At 58.9% G+C, this 13,923-nt stretch carries 14 protein-coding genes; 4 read left to right on the forward strand and 10 right to left on the reverse strand.

The annotated features are described in order from the left end of the window. Positions 1-28: 28 nt before the first annotated feature. The 6 genes from ARCT_RS0120835 to ARCT_RS0120860 form a co-directional block, all read right to left on the reverse strand. Positions 29-1,213 carry an amino acid aminotransferase gene (locus ARCT_RS0120835; RefSeq protein ID WP_027241810.1) on the reverse strand — a complete coding sequence of 395 codons (1,185 nt, stop codon included), beginning with the start codon at positions 1,211-1,213 and terminating at the stop codon, positions 29-31. Beyond that, positions 1,213-2,067 carry a 3-mercaptopyruvate sulfurtransferase gene (gene sseA / locus ARCT_RS0120840; RefSeq protein WP_027241811.1) on the reverse strand — a complete coding sequence of 285 codons (855 nt, stop codon included), beginning with the start codon at positions 2,065-2,067 and terminating at the stop codon, positions 1,213-1,215. Before sseA ends, ARCT_RS0120835 begins: the two co-directional genes overlap by 1 nt. Positions 2,068-2,265: 198 nt before the next feature. Beyond that, complete coding sequence (locus ARCT_RS26645) at positions 2,266-2,826, reverse strand: hypothetical protein (protein ID WP_205855539.1); 561 nt, start codon at positions 2,824-2,826, stop codon at positions 2,266-2,268. A 300-nt stretch (positions 2,827-3,126) separates the two neighbouring features. Then, a complete protein-coding gene (smpB, locus tag ARCT_RS0120850; RefSeq protein ID WP_027241812.1) occupies positions 3,127-3,603 on the reverse strand; it encodes an SsrA-binding protein SmpB in 477 nt (158 codons plus the stop codon). Continuing rightward, the gene (locus ARCT_RS26650; protein WP_084300912.1) at positions 3,567-4,502 is read right to left on the reverse strand and encodes a DMT family transporter; all 936 of its coding nucleotides are present in this window, start codon (positions 4,500-4,502) and stop codon (positions 3,567-3,569) included. The genes smpB and ARCT_RS26650 overlap by 37 nt, the downstream gene beginning before the upstream one ends. A gap of 58 nt (positions 4,503-4,560) precedes the next feature. Then, complete coding sequence (locus ARCT_RS0120860) at positions 4,561-5,124, reverse strand: helix-turn-helix domain-containing protein (protein ID WP_027241813.1); 564 nt, start codon at positions 5,122-5,124, stop codon at positions 4,561-4,563. Between the two features lie 129 nt (positions 5,125-5,253). Between ARCT_RS0120860 and ARCT_RS0120865 the strand changes: the two genes are divergently transcribed. Both ARCT_RS0120865 and ilvD read left to right on the forward strand, forming a co-directional pair. Beyond that, positions 5,254-6,447: a benzoate/H(+) symporter BenE family transporter gene (locus ARCT_RS0120865; RefSeq protein ID WP_027241814.1), complete on the forward strand. Its 1,194-nt coding sequence runs from the start codon at positions 5,254-5,256 to the stop codon at positions 6,445-6,447. A gap of 144 nt (positions 6,448-6,591) precedes the next feature. Beyond that, positions 6,592-8,442 carry a dihydroxy-acid dehydratase gene (ilvD, locus tag ARCT_RS0120870; protein ID WP_027241815.1) on the forward strand — a complete coding sequence of 617 codons (1,851 nt, stop codon included), beginning with the start codon at positions 6,592-6,594 and terminating at the stop codon, positions 8,440-8,442. 488 nt (positions 8,443-8,930) lie between these two features. On the opposite strand, the gene ARCT_RS0120880 is transcribed toward ilvD, so the two are convergent. Next, positions 8,931-9,749: a sulfotransferase family protein gene (locus tag ARCT_RS0120880; protein ID WP_027241816.1), complete on the reverse strand. Its 819-nt coding sequence runs from the start codon at positions 9,747-9,749 to the stop codon at positions 8,931-8,933. Positions 9,750-9,888: 139 nt separating this feature from the next. Between ARCT_RS0120880 and ARCT_RS0120885 the strand changes: the two genes are divergently transcribed. Beyond that, complete coding sequence (locus ARCT_RS0120885; protein WP_027241817.1) at positions 9,889-11,466, forward strand: DUF5928 domain-containing protein; 1,578 nt, start codon at positions 9,889-9,891, stop codon at positions 11,464-11,466. Positions 11,467-11,531: 65 nt separating this feature from the next. On the opposite strand, the gene ARCT_RS0120890 is transcribed toward ARCT_RS0120885, so the two are convergent. The 3 genes from ARCT_RS0120890 to ARCT_RS0120900 form a co-directional block, all read right to left on the reverse strand. After that, complete coding sequence (locus tag ARCT_RS0120890) at positions 11,532-12,173, reverse strand: DUF1523 family protein (RefSeq protein ID WP_027241818.1); 642 nt, start codon at positions 12,171-12,173, stop codon at positions 11,532-11,534. A 12-nt stretch (positions 12,174-12,185) separates the two neighbouring features. Then, positions 12,186-12,452, reverse strand: coding sequence for a hypothetical protein (locus ARCT_RS0120895; protein WP_027241819.1), 267 nt, complete (start codon positions 12,450-12,452; stop codon positions 12,186-12,188). Positions 12,453-12,720: 268 nt separating this feature from the next. After that, positions 12,721-13,338, reverse strand: coding sequence for an NAD(P)-dependent oxidoreductase (locus ARCT_RS0120900; protein ID WP_027241820.1), 618 nt, complete (start codon positions 13,336-13,338; stop codon positions 12,721-12,723). Positions 13,339-13,509: 171 nt separating this feature from the next. Here ARCT_RS0120900 and ARCT_RS0120905 point away from each other — a divergent pair, with 171 nt between their 5' ends. Next, on the forward strand, positions 13,510-13,878 hold the full coding sequence (locus tag ARCT_RS0120905; protein WP_027241821.1) for a winged helix-turn-helix transcriptional regulator: 369 nt from the start codon (positions 13,510-13,512) through the stop codon (positions 13,876-13,878). Positions 13,879-13,923: the final 45 nt, after the last annotated feature.

Consider the following 13,923-nt stretch of genomic DNA (forward strand, 5'->3'; position numbering starts at 1 on the left):
AGTGCTAAATCAGTGGTTGGTCTGCGGCTCAGACGCCTGCGTCGATGATCGCCTTGGCCAGCACCGGAATGGTGGCCGAGTTCAGACCCGCGATGTTCATGCGGCTGTCGCTGACCATGTATATACCGTTGTCGAGGCGCATCTTCTCAACCAGTTCCGGAGTGGTTCCCAGCAACGAAAACATGCCCCGGTGTTGCGCCAGAAAGCCAAAGCGGTCAGAGCCAGACAGGCGTTGCAGCTCATTGGCCAGATCGGTGCGCAGATCCAGCATGCCCAGACGCACCTCTTCCAACTCGGCGGTCCAGTCAGCGCGCAGCGCATCATCGTTGAGGATCATGGTCACCAGACGGGCGCCGTGGTCCGGCGGGAAGGAATAGTTCTGCCGGTTGAGAAAGGCCAGGGTGCCCTGATTGACCACTTGCAGGCCCTTGTCCTGCGACACGGCCATCAACAGGCCGGTGCGTTCGCGGTAGATGCCAAAGTTCTTGGAACAGCTGGCGGCGATCAGCACCTCTGGGCAGCCAGCAGCCACCAGACGCACGCCCAGCGCGTCCTCTTCCAGACCATCGCCAAAGCCCTGATAGGCAATGTCGATCATCGGGATCAGGCCGCGTTCATTCATCAGCGCGATGACCTCTTGCCACTGCACCTCATTGAGGTTGGCGCCGGTGGGGTTGTGGCAGCAGCCGTGCAGCAGCACCACATCGCCCTTGGCAGCCAGTTTCAGATCCTCGATCATTCCGTCAAAGTTCACGCCACGGGTTTCGCGGTCAAAATATCGGTAGGTGGCAGCTTCAATGCCAACATACTGCAGAATCGACACATGGTTCGGCCAGGTCGGATCCGAGACATGCACCTTGGCCGATGGGTTGGCCATCTTGATCATCTCAAAGGCCTGACGCACCGCGCCAGTACCGCCGGGGGTCGCGGCGGCTGCAATATTTTCCCGCGCCACGGCATCGCCGAGGATCAATTTGATCATCGCATCGCCATAGGCCGGATCACCGGCCAGACCAACGTAGGATTTGCTGGTCTGCTCTTCCCAGAGCTTGTGCTCGGCAGCTTTGATGGCGCGCATCACCGGCGTCAGACCTTCGGCGTTCTTGTAAACCCCAACGCCCAGGTCAATTTTATTGTCGCGCGGATCTTCGCGGTACATTTGCATCAGAGCCAGGATCTTGTCAGCTGGCTGCGGCTTCAGAGTTTCAAACATCAGGTCTCTCCGGTTGCAACGGGAAGGGTCGGGAAGGCACCCCATTCCGACCAGGATCCGTCATAAAGCGCATGATCGGTCTTGCCGATTCGCTCCAGGCCCAGGCTCAGGACGGCGGCGGTAACGCCCGATCCACAGGTGGTAATAGCGGGTTTGTTCAGATCAACGCCAGCGGCCATAAAGACGGCGCGCAGCTCTTCCGGCTCTTTGAGGGTGCCGTCAGCCTGGAGCAAATCCGTGTAGGGCGTGTTCTTCGAACCCGGGATATGGCCGCTCCGTAGACCTTCGCGGGGTTCCGGCACCTCACCGCGAAAACGGGCGGCAGAGCGCGCGTCAAGGATCTCGTGGTCGCCAAGCTTGGCCGCCGAGGATACCTGGGTCACGTCACGCACCAAGTGGTTTTGCACCCGCACCGTCATGTGGCGATCCCGGATCACCGGCGGCAGGTCCTCGGTCTCGCGCCCCTCGGCCAGCCATTTGGGCAAGCCACCGTCCAGAACTGCGATATTGCTCTGCCCCATCAGGCGAAACAGCCACCAGACTCGGGCTGCCGATTTCAGACCGGCGCCGTCGTAGACAACAACCTGATGGCCGTCGCCCACGCCCATGCTGCGCAGACGAGACATGAATTTCTCAACCGGGGGCACCATATGTGGCAGTTCCGAGCGATGGTCCGAGATGTCATCAATATCAAAGAACCGTGCATTGGGGATATGTCCGGCGTCATATTCCGCCTTTGCATCGCGCTCTTCCTGCGGCAGGTACCAAGATCCGTCCAGCACCCGCAGGTCCGGATCTTTCAGGTGAGCGGCCAGCCACTCGGTGGATACAAGAGTTTTTGGATCGTCGCGCATCAAAGCCTCCCTGCAGATGTGTCAATGCCTACTATCGGCATGACAGAGGTGCAAGGGAAGGCTGCAATAATGCGCCCCGCGGCTCAAAGTTGTCAGTGTCGAGAAAAGAGCAGCCCCGCTCACCGGAGAGGTGGCCCATCTCCGCATGAACATAATCCGAAAAAACTGCCCAGCCCCCCTGTGCGCAGCTCCAGAAACCTATCCAACCACCCGCAGATGCGACCTGAGGCCCGCCCTGTTACGCCCCCTCTTGCACTGCGCAGGCATTGCGGGAAAATGATCGGCAAAGGACAAACCGGCACGGATGACATCTGGGTCCATGGTACAGCCAGTCACATTGGCCACAGCCTCGCGCGCGCGCGGGGTTTCATCGCGGCGCATGTGATGCAGCATCTGCAATAAGGCCTGCTCATCGCGGGTGACAAAGTCACGTTGTTCCAGCGCCAAGGGGTCGATGGCATCAAACCCGGTGCGCCGTGCTTTGACTGTAAACTGCACCAGCTTGAACAGCGCATGGGCAAGCGGCAACCCCCGAGCTTCCCCCCAGCGTTCCGCCGCAATTTTATAGGCAAACTGCCAAGTTTGACGCTCAGGCTGGGCCAAACACAGGAAAAAATGGCGCAGAACTGGCAATAACCCCTCTTCGAATTCATCCAGATCACACAGAGCCAGCGGAATTCTGTCGGGCTTGGTGGCGCGTTTGGCCCCCTGCGCCTGCTCTGTTTGCGACGGGTTTGGAATGATCAGGGGAGACGTCATTGAGCTATCCTTTGGCCGGCGCGGTTGGTTTGAAAGTACACTGAGGGGCGCCGGGCGGGATCACACAGGATCAATCTGACTGGGCTGCCGATTTGAATTTTGCCATACCTGACAAAAATAATAAGATTAATCAAGCGCTCTTTTTAGAGGATCTGCGCCACGGTCACGCGCAGCCGCTCCGCCCCTGCAAAACAGGCACCAGACGCCGCAAAACGCCTGCCCCCTTCACGGGAGCAGGCGTTTCAAAGATCTTGTTGGAAAGGTGTGGTATCCAGACCGGCAGCGCCGCTACAGGCTGGCTCAGCCGTGATCCTTCATCAGGCGGCTTTTCTGGCGCGACCAGTCACGCTTGGCCTCTGCCTCACGCTTGTCGTGGGCCTTCTTGCCCTTGGCGATGCCGATCTTCAGCTTGGCGCGCCCCTTGTGATTGAAATACATCACGATAGGCACCAGGGTCATTCCCTTGCGCTGTGTCGCATTCCACATATCCGACAGCTGCTTGCGCGACACCAAAAGCTTGCGACGGCGCCGTTCTTCATGTTTGAACATCTTGGCCTGGGAATAGGGCGGGATATAGGAGTTCACCAGCCACAGCTCGCCATCCTCCACCGCCGCATAGCTTTCGGCGATATTTGTCCCGCCTTCGCGCAGGGCCTTCACTTCGGAGCCTTCCAGCATGACGCCGCATTCCACGTCATCCTCGATGGCGTAGTCATACCGCGCGCGGCGGTTTTCGGCGATCACTTTGTAATTCGGGTCTGATTTCGTCTGAGCCATGACTGGCAGATGTAAGCGCCCAAAGGGGCGGGCGCAAGATGACTCTCTCTTCTGGAGCCGCGGATCAGCGTGAAGATCCCGCTTGCCACAATCACCGCACTCCCCAGCAAGGTCCAGCTGTCCGGGCGCTCGCCAAAGACCAGAACGCCCAGCGCCATCGCAAACACCAGCCGGGTATAGCGAAACGGCGCCACAACCGAGATCTCACCATGGCGCATCGCTGCGGTCAGCGCGTTGTAGGCAAGGGTGCCAATGCCGGTGGTGAGCCCCAGGTACAGCCAGGCCCGGGTACTGGGCCAACTGCCGCCCCCGGTCCAGGCCAGCGCCAAGGCTCCGGCGATGACCAGCATGGCAAAGCCAAACAGTCCCAGTTGCAGGTTGGTCATGGAGATTGGGGCCGCGCGCGTGGCCAGGTCCCGGCCGGCAAAGCCCAGCATGCCAAGCACCGCAAAAAGCGAATAGGCCTCAAACCCAGCAGAGCCTGGACGCAGGATCATCAACACACCAACAAAGCCAATCGCCATGGCCAGCCAGCGCCGCCAGCTCACCTTTTCGCCAAAAAACACCACCGCCCCCCCTGCGACCACCAGCGGTGTGGCCTGCAAGATCGCCGAAGCCGAGGACAGCGGCGTCAGAGCAATGGCCAGGGTAAAACAGAGCCGACCAGCCACCTCCGCAAGCGACCGCAACACCAAAGGGCGCGTGCAAAACCCCGGATGCCACAGGGGCTGACCCTGCGCACGCGCCACCGCAGCAAAGATCACCATACCGCCCAGTCCAAAGAGCATAAGGATCTGCCCAACCGGCAGTTCCTGTGCCACTCTTTTGATAAACATGTCTTCCAAAGCAAAGGCCGCCATGGCCAGGACCATCAGAAAACTGCCGCGCAGAGTCTCCATGTTCTTTCCCTTCCCAGGCCATATGCCTGCCCCGTAACAGGCCGATAGCAGGCCGACATCAGGCCAGTTCCGCATTTCCAACGTGACGCGGATAATGATGCATATTCAAAAACACCGCCCCCTCTGCGCCGCCACGATAGCCATGCGGCTGATCCGCCCTGAACCGAACCCCCTCTCCGACCCCAAGTGCCTGCCAAACATCGTCGCGCAACACCTCCATTTTGCCCTCAAGCACAAAGACCTCTTCCGTCACGCCGCTCTCATGCGGCTGCGAGACATGGGCCTGGCCTGGCGTCAGACTGATTTGGAAGGTCTCTGCCCCAAGATCCGGGTCAAAGGGAAAGATCATTTTCACCGCAATGCTTCCGGGAAACTGCACAGTTCTGAACGCAACAGCCGGATCTGGCCGCGCCGCTTCGGGGGCGCCGATCAGCGCCGACAAAGGCAGGTGAAACCCCTTGGCGATTTTCCACAGCGTGGCAATTGTCGGGCTGGATTCGCCGCGCTCAATCTGCCCCAGCATGGCCTTGCTCACCCCCGTCAGATCTGCGGCCCTGGACAGGCTGATCCCAGCCGTATTGCGCAGGTTTCGCAGATTCGCGCCGATAACATCCTCTGTCATGATCTGTGCTCCAAAGAGCCTAAAGCAGGCGATTCAAAAAAAGGGGCTTGTGCGTTATAGCGCACAAGGGCAACATGGGCGTTATAACGCACGCCACCCTAGCGCAGCCCCGCGAGAAGGAAAACCCAAATGCTCTCTCACCTGAAACTCTCGCATCTGGCGGCCGGAGCTATTGCGGTGCTGGTTGGCTATACCAGTTCGGTTGCCATCATTTTCCAGGCAATCGAGGCCGTGGGGGCCACCCAGGCACAGGCAAACAGCTGGCTGATGGCCCTGGGGCTGGGCATGGGCCTGACCTCCTTGATGCTGTCTCTCTGGTTTCGCATGCCGGTCCTGACGGCCTGGTCAACACCCGGTGCCGCCCTGCTGGCAGTGGGGTTGAAAGACGTGCCGCTGGACCAGGCCGTCGGCGCCTTTTTGTTCTGCGGCCTGCTGCTCACCTTGACCGGGCTGACCGGCTGGTTTGAGCGTCTGTCGCGACTGATCCCCGACAGTCTGGCCAATGCGCTTTTGGCTGGGATCTTGTTCAAATTTGGCCTCTCCGCCTTTGCCGCTCTGAATGATGACACTGCTTTGGTGGCCGCAATGGGCGTGACCTTCCTTGCCGGGCGGCTCTGGTTTGCCCGCTACACTATTCTGGGCGTTCTGCTGGTCGGCGGGATTTGGGCGTGGGGTGCAGGCAGCTTTGGCGATTTTGCCCTGTTGAATACCAGTCTCAACCTCCCCGAGGCCGTCTTGCCCAGCTTTTCGCTGCCGGTGCTGATCGGGGTTGGACTGCTGCTCTATGTGGTGACCATGTGCTCCCAGAACATGCCCGGCACCGTGACGCTGCGCGCGGCAGGCTACACGCCACCTGTCTCGGCCACCCTGACCGTGACCGGCGCCGCGACGCTGATACTTGCTCCCTTTGGTGGCTTTGCCTTCAACTTTGCGGCCATCACCGCCGCCATCTGCGCCGGTCCCGAAGCCGATGATGACCCCAAAACCCGCTATCTCGCCAGTGCTGCCGCCGGAGTATTTTACTGCCTGGTTGGCCTGGGCGGCGCCACGGTCATCAGCCTGTTTCTAATCGCACCGCCCGCGCTGGTCGCCGGTGTTGCCGGACTGGCGCTGCTGGCGACCATCGGCAACAGCCTGTCCCAAGCCTTGCACCAGGAGACCGGGCGTGAAGCGGCGCTGATCACCTTCATGACCGCCGTTTCCGGCATCAGCTTTTTTGGCATCGGCGCAGCATTCTGGGCCCTGGTCTTTGGCCTGCTGGTGAATCACCTCTTCACCCGCAACACGGCCCGGTCTGCCACCGCAGCAGCCAAACCCTCCTGAGGACAGCGGCCCAAGCGCCATTGAACCATAAAACCCGCCCGAAGGGCGCACTCTTGAGATCAAAAGAACCAAAACCCGCCTCCGGATATTGCGTTTGTTGCGCAAATGATGTGTCTGAGGGCAAAGACAAGGGAAACAGCTCAGATGCCAATGTACCGATCCAGAACTTCCACCCATGGCCGCAACATGGCAGGCGCCCGCGGCTTGTGGCGCGCCACCGGCATGCAGGACGATGATTTCGGCAAACCGATCATCGCCATCGTCAATTCTTTCACCCAGTTTGTGCCCGGCCACGTGCACCTCAAGGATCTGGGCCAGATGGTCGCCCGCGAAGTCGAAGCCGCCGGGGGCGTTGCCAAGGAATTCAACACCATTGCGGTGGATGACGGTATCGCCATGGGGCATGATGGCATGCTCTATTCGCTGCCTTCGCGCGAAGTGATCGCCGATAGCGTCGAATATATGGTCAACGCTCATTGCGCCGACGCCATGGTCTGCATCTCCAACTGCGACAAGATCACTCCGGGAATGATGATGGCCGCCATGCGCCTGAACATCCCGGTGATCTTTGTCTCTGGCGGCCCGATGGAGGCCGGCAAGATCGATATCGAATCGCTGGATGCAAAAAAGGTCGATCTGGTCGATGCCATGGTTGCCGCCGCCAGCGATACGCTGACCGACGCCGAAGTACAGCATATCGAAGAAAACGCCTGCCCCACCTGCGGGTCGTGTTCTGGCATGTTCACCGCCAACTCGATGAACTGCCTGGCCGAGGCCTTGGGCCTGGCGCTGCCCGGCAATGGCTCCACCCTGGCCACGCACGCAGACCGCAAACACCTGTTCCTCGAGGCCGGCCGCAAGATCGTCGAGATCACCAAGCGTCACTATGAAGGCAACGAGCCTGGCCTGCTGCCCCGCGAGATCGCCACGTTTGAGGCGTTCGAGAACGCCATGAGCCTGGATATCGCCATGGGCGGCTCGACCAATACGGTTTTGCACCTGTTGGCGATCGCCCATGAGGGTGAGATCAAGTTCACCATGGATGACATAGACCGGCTTAGCCGCCAGGTGCCCTGCCTGTGCAAAGTCGCGCCCAATATCGAGAACGTGCATATGGAAGATGTGCACCGCGCCGGTGGCATTTTCTCTATCCTGGGGGAGCTTTCCCGCGCCGGTCTGCTGCATAATGACTGCAGCACCGTGCATTCGGCCTCGATGGGCGAAGCCATTGCCAAATGGGACATCAAGGTTGCCAACAATCCCGAGGCCGAGCAGCTGTTCAAGGCCGCCCCCGGCGGGGTGCGCACCACTCAGGCGTTTTCCACCGAGAACCGCTACAAAGAGGTCGACGTAGACCGCGAAGGCGGCGTGATCCGCTCCAAGGAACATGCCTTTAGCCAGGATGGCGGCCTTGCGGTGCTGTTTGGCAATATCGCCCTGGATGGCTGCATCGTAAAAACCGCTGGTGTTGACGCCTCGATCCTGAAATTCACCGGCTCCGCCTATGTCTGCGAAAGCCAGGATCAGGCCGTGAGTGATATCCTCACCGGCAAGGTCAAGGCCGGCGATGTCGTGGTGATCCGCTATGAAGGTCCACGGGGTGGCCCGGGGATGCAAGAAATGCTCTACCCAACCTCCTACCTGAAATCCAAGGGCCTGGGCAAAGACTGCGCCCTGCTGACCGATGGTCGTTTCTCCGGCGGCACCTCCGGGTTGTCGATTGGCCATGCCTCGCCTGAAGCCGCTGAAGGTGGCGCCATTGGTCTGGTTGAGATGGGCGACAAGATCGAGATCGATATCCCCAACCGCACCATCCATCTGGCGATCTCGGATGAGGTTCTGGCGACACGCCGCGCAGCGCAGGACGCCGCTGGCTGGAAACCCGCCAAACCGCGCAAGCGTAAGGTCTCCAAGGCGCTGAAGGCCTATGCAATGCTGGCAACCTCCGCCGCCAAAGGCGCCGTGCGCGAGCTGCCGGAAGACTACGACGGCTGATAGCTGTCATCTTTGCCATACCATTGACCCTCTGCATCCTGGATGCGGAGGGTTTTCTTTTGGCTGACCTCCGGACCGAATGCCCGCTGGTGCTCCCGCCCCCTCTGCAGGCTTTCTGCCTTACGGCATAACCCCTTTGAAGCGTTGGGCATGGCGCCGGGCTCCGCCCGGCGCGGGCATAGCCGCCAAGGGGACCTCGCCATCGAAACATCTGGGACAAGGCGACAGAAACAAAAATCAGCTGAGAAGCGGTTCAGGGGCAGGTCTGCCCCTGAACGCGCCCTACTCATTTTGGATAGAAACCCGCCTCAAGGGTAAACCGCGCAGATGCGCGGCGGCTTTGCCGCCCTTGACCCGGGAGGAGAGGTCCACAGCGCGATATCTCAAGCACTGCCGCGCCGCGCGACAGCGCGGCGCCACCCCCAACGGGGGAGGATCAATCTTTGATTGTTCCGAGACGGGCGGGAGCCCCCCCTTTTTGTGCGGTATTATTCGCCGAGTTTGGCGTGTACCTCGTCCAGATCAATTTCCCCAATGGGCATCTTGTTGGACGGGTCTTCAAAATCGTATTTGAACAGTTCAAAATCACGTTTGTAGATCTCGTAGATCAGATGCATCGACAGATCGTCAAAATAGTCCTCAACCGGATGTGCCCGTTTGGGGCCATGGCCTTCGCTCTCATTAAAGCGCGGAATATTGGCCAGATCGACGGCATGGGGCGTCTCGATGGCGTCCAGCACCTCCTGCATGCCACCGTTGAAATCCTCGGTCCAGAAGATCTTATTGTAGCGACCGCCATTCCAAATGAAGGTCGAGACATGGCCGGACATCGCTGACCAGTGGATATCGGGATCCATCGGGCGGCGGAACCGAATGCTGTCGCGCACAAACAGCAAAAACCGGCGGAAGCTCTGGATCTGGTCGAACTCCTGCTTGCCGTCATCGCCCCCGACTTCGATGCCATATTCATTTATCAGTTTGGGCACCAGATTGCCGCGATAGCGTTTTCCATTGCGCTGGATACCGCAGATCTTGTCAAAAAACGAGCTGAGCACCCGGGTATAGGGGTTGCGCACACAGGTGAAGGCATAGGTGCGCTGACCACGCACATTGCGCGTGATCGGCCCCTGGCTGTGGTCCAGCGCCCATTTGTGCAGCCCCGCCTGCGCATCATGGATATCGCCATCAAAAAATGCGCCATGATCCGAATAGTAGAGAATTTGGCCAATGGTCGAGCAGGCGCATTTGGGCACCACGCGATAAATGACGCTCTCGGTTTCGGTCATCCAAGTGCCCGGAAATCCCATGTAAGCCTTCCTCCAGTCGTGCCGCTTTGGCGGTACAATCCACATCTAAGCATAAAATTCAAATAATCTGGTTTATTCAATGCGCTCGCGCCTTTATCAAGGAGACAATCAAGCCGAAGCAAGGTGTATCGTCTCCAAAATGGCAAAAATTGCGTATATACTGCTCTGCCACAAGGATCCAGAAGCGATCATCCAGCAGGCTGAACAGCTGACTGCGGTTGGCGACTACATGTCCATCCACTTTGACCGCCGCGCCAATCCGGAAGATTACGCCAGCATTCAAAAGGCATTGGCAGACAATCCAAACGTCTGCTTTGCCAAGACACGCATCAAATGTGGCTGGGGGGAATGGTCCCTGGTGCAGGCCACGCTGCACGCGCTGCGCAGCGCCGTCGAAGAATTCCCGCGTGCCACTCATTTTTACATGCTGTCCGGCGACTGCATGGCGATCAAGACCGCTGAATACGCCCATGACTTCCTGGATCGTCACGACTGTGATTTTGTCGAAAGCTTTGATTTTTTTGACAGCGACTGGATCAAGACCGGCATGAAAGAAGAACGGCTGACCTATCGCCATTTCTTTAATGAACGCACCAATAAGACCCTGTTCTATGCCAGCGTGAACCTACAAAAGAAGTTGGGGTTAAAGCGGGAAATTCCCAGCGATGTCCAGGTGCAGATTGGCAGCCAATGGTGGTGCCTGCGCCGCCGTACGGTCGAAGCGCTCTTTGACCTACTCGCGCAGCGCAAAGACATCATCCGCTTTTTCCAGACCACCTGGATCCCAGATGAGACCTTTTTTCAAACCCTGGTGCGCCACCTGGTTCCCGGCTCCGAGATTGACAGCCGCACCCTGACCTTCTTGATGTTCACGGACTATGGCATGCCGGTGAATTTCTACAATGATCACTATGATCTTCTGCTTAGCCAGGACTTTCTCTTTGCCCGTAAAATCAGCCCGGATGCCAAAGAGCTAAAACTGCGCCTGGGGCGCCTTTATGCAGCCCAGGGCGTGAGCTTCCAAATCTCAAACGAAGGGCGCAGCCTTTATAAATTCCTGGTGAAACGCGGTCGTATTGGTCGGCGCTTTGCCACCCGGTTCTGGGAGAAGGAAAGCACGCTTGGGCGCGAACGTGAACTGATGATCGTGGTCTGCAAAAAATGGCACGTTGCCAAGCGCCTGATCGAACAGCTGCGCAAAAGCACCAATATCCCCGCCATTGAATATCTGTTCCACGAAGAAGGCACACCGCTGCCAGATCTCGGCGGCATTCAGGCCTCGCTGAATAAGCGCACCCGTCACCGACGGGCGCTGATGCGGATGCTGTTTGAATATTTTGACACCGACCGGCTGGTCATCTGCATGGACCCTTCCGCCTTGGAGTTGATGAATGACTTCAACTCGGACCGCTCAACCACCCGCACGTTGCAGATCGAATGCGATTTCACAGATGACTATCTGATTGGCCATGCTCACCGGGTCGGACTTGCCGGGGAGCGCACGCCGCAGCAGACGCTGGAACGACTGCTGCCAACCATCCGCAATGATATTGTCTACGAATCTGACCGCATTCGTGATTCCGGCCATTCCAACTACACGATCATCCGCGAATCCGACAGCGCCGAAGAAAATGCCGACCGGCTGGCCCAATTCTTCAGCCTGCCCTTTGAAACGGCCAAGGAACTGGCCGAAACACCACATCTCTTTGCCGATTAGGCCCTTTGCACGTACCCTGTACCGCCGTCTGGCCGCCCCGCCAAGATGGCAGGCCGACCTGAACCTCATCCCTTGAGGTTGGAAAACCACCGCCGCAGCCGCCCGCGCCGTTCTGAAATGGCGTCTCCCGCCGCATAGAACCCGTCTTCGACATCCTCTAGCACCGGATCAATCCGGTCGCGGCGAAACCGGCGCCAGCGCACATAGATGGCCCAGAACAGCGCCGCCAGCACGGTCAGGAAGATGATATTGAACCAGTTGACCGGCTTGTCATCAGGACCGGAAACCGGCGTGATTGAGATCGCATTGGGAAAGGTGGACAAAAACACGCTGCGCCAGCCGTAATGCAACACCACAACCCATTCCGGGTCATCCTTGGTCGAGATCGCGTCATTGGCTTCGGTATAAAGATTGGCGGTATCAAACTTAAAATAGGGGGGCCAATGCCAGCCGGTGTCCTCGTTGCGGTAAACAATCGCATCGCCATTGGGGCGGAAGGACTGAATGAACTGCACATCCCGCGTGATCGCGGCCTGTGACGGATTGTCCGGGGTTGACCAGAAGATCCGCTTCCAGTTGTCCAGCTCCTGACGTTCCTCATAGGTGCTGACGATCCGCACCACATCATATTGTGGCAGGGTATAGTGCAGGAAGGCCGCAAAAGCGGACCAGACCGTGACCAAAAATCCCCATTTGATATAGGCCATTACAGATGCCCCTCAGCTAAAGTTTACCACATAGATGACCAGCGCGATTGCGCTCAGCGGCAGGATATAGACCAAGAGGATCAGCCGCCGCCGCAAAGAATGGTCATATTGTTTCAGCCCCCGCTGGATGAAGCTCTGCCGGTCTCCGGTCAACCCCTTGTCTGCCCAACGCCGTTTCAGCTTAGCGCGTCGCCGCTCACGCGAGTAGAGCGAGACGCCGCCGTAGATCAGGGTCAGAACGATCAGAAGCAGCAGAACAAGACGAAGAAAGGCAAACATTTTCCGCTCCTTTTCTGGCGCCGGGCGCGCCAGACACTGCCCGTTCCGGGTCATATGACACCAAAAGACCCCGGCAGAGATCCTCTACCGGGGTCTTGTCTGTCTTGCCTGTACTATGCCCCAGCCCAAACGGCATGGCCAGTCCTCTGCGGCAGAACCAGGGCGGAATTGTCAGACCAGAATCAGCGGCTTGGGTCTGTCGCCACCCTTGCTGCCATCGTGGCAACAAGGGCAATTGGCGACACTGGTGCCCCCGCAGGGCTGCCTGTCAGTAGGCGGCGGTAAAAACCTGACGCGGGTGTTTTGGCGTCTCGACCTCATCCATAAATGCCACGGCGTAGTCCTCGGCGCTGATCCGACTGTTGCCCTCATCATCCGTCAGAAACTCACGTTGCCCCAGCCGGAACACACCAGTCCGCTCACCCGGTTCAATCACCCCGGCCGGCGCCATGAAGGTAAAATCGGCTGTGCTCTGTGCCAGCATTTCAAACATGGCACGCATAGCTTTGGCCTCATCCCGGTACGGCTCCGGCACAACATCTGCGACCGGCGTGCCGTCTGGCAGGTTCAGGGTTCCGGCGCCCCCAACAACCATCAAGCGCTTGCCAATCTGTGAGGCCGCCTCGATCAGCGCGCCACCATACCCAAGGGCATCGTCCATCGCGTTGCCGCTGCTACGCGGACTCACTGCGGTGATCACCAGATCCACAGTCTGGGCGGCGGCAACCACGGCCTCCACATCGGTCACCTCCAATGACAGGGGCTGGGCATTGCCCACAGCGCTCCCCTTGCGCGAAGCTGCCACAACTGTGTGACCCCGCGATTCTGCCTCTGCAACCAGGCGGCTGCCAATCATGCCCGTGGCCCCAATGATCAGGAGTTTCATATCAGTTCTCTTTTCGCTATAAGTTACTATTAGTAACTTGATACGCAGCAGTAGAGGCCAGCGGAATACGCATCTTTACGTCTCATAGTTACCTTGAGGGAACCATCCCTCATGCGGATGACGGCCTGGTCTGAAACTTGGCCAGCAACATAGAAACAAGGGAGGGATCCAATGGGAGCAAAGCGCAAACTCGACTACGACTGCCCAATCCGCGATGTGCTGGACCGGGTTGGCGATGCCTGGACGGTTCTGACCATTCTGGAGCTTTCCAAAGGTCCCTGCCGTTTTAATGCTCTGAAGCGCGTGATCGACGGTATTTCACAACGTATGCTGGCGGTGACCCTGCGAAATCTGGAGCGCGACGGGCTGGTCAACCGCAGGGTTCTGCCCACCGCCCCACCGCAGGTGGAATATACACTCACCGCGCGCGGGCTGTCTTTGCATCAGGCGATAGGTGCGCTGAATGACTGGGCTGTGGATCATCAACCCGGCATACGCGCCGACCGGCTCCGCTATGACCAGCGCCCCACCCTTGTGTAAACAACGCCAGCACAGCACGGGTCCGGTGACAACGTATGAACCAAG

The sequence above is a fragment of the Pseudophaeobacter arcticus DSM 23566 genome (assembly GCF_000473205.1).
GTDB lineage: Bacteria > Pseudomonadota > Alphaproteobacteria > Rhodobacterales > Rhodobacteraceae > Pseudophaeobacter > Pseudophaeobacter arcticus.

Coding starts and splice junctions, on each gene's coding strand:
- ARCT_RS0120885 (WP_027241817.1), top strand. CDS start 9,889: ATGGCAAAAATTGCGTATATACTGCTCTGCCACAAGGATCCAGAAGCG.
- ilvD (WP_027241815.1), top strand. CDS start 6,592: ATGCCAATGTACCGATCCAGAACTTCCACCCATGGCCGCAACATGGCA.
- ARCT_RS0120880 (WP_027241816.1), bottom strand. CDS start 9,749: ATGGGATTTCCGGGCACTTGGATGACCGAAACCGAGAGCGTCATTTAT.
- ARCT_RS0120860 (WP_027241813.1), bottom strand. CDS start 5,124: ATGACAGAGGATGTTATCGGCGCGAATCTGCGAAACCTGCGCAATACG.
- smpB (WP_027241812.1), bottom strand. CDS start 3,603: ATGGCTCAGACGAAATCAGACCCGAATTACAAAGTGATCGCCGAAAAC.
- ARCT_RS0120905 (WP_027241821.1), top strand. CDS start 13,510: ATGGGAGCAAAGCGCAAACTCGACTACGACTGCCCAATCCGCGATGTG.
- ARCT_RS26650 (WP_084300912.1), bottom strand. CDS start 4,502: ATGGAGACTCTGCGCGGCAGTTTTCTGATGGTCCTGGCCATGGCGGCC.
- ARCT_RS0120900 (WP_027241820.1), bottom strand. CDS start 13,338: ATGAAACTCCTGATCATTGGGGCCACGGGCATGATTGGCAGCCGCCTG.
- ARCT_RS0120895 (WP_027241819.1), bottom strand. CDS start 12,452: ATGTTTGCCTTTCTTCGTCTTGTTCTGCTGCTTCTGATCGTTCTGACC.
- ARCT_RS0120835 (WP_027241810.1), bottom strand. CDS start 1,213: ATGTTTGAAACTCTGAAGCCGCAGCCAGCTGACAAGATCCTGGCTCTG.
- ARCT_RS0120890 (WP_027241818.1), bottom strand. CDS start 12,173: ATGGCCTATATCAAATGGGGATTTTTGGTCACGGTCTGGTCCGCTTTT.
- ARCT_RS26645 (WP_205855539.1), bottom strand. CDS start 2,826: ATGACGTCTCCCCTGATCATTCCAAACCCGTCGCAAACAGAGCAGGCG.
- ARCT_RS0120865 (WP_027241814.1), top strand. CDS start 5,254: ATGCTCTCTCACCTGAAACTCTCGCATCTGGCGGCCGGAGCTATTGCG.
- sseA (WP_027241811.1), bottom strand. CDS start 2,067: ATGCGCGACGATCCAAAAACTCTTGTATCCACCGAGTGGCTGGCCGCT.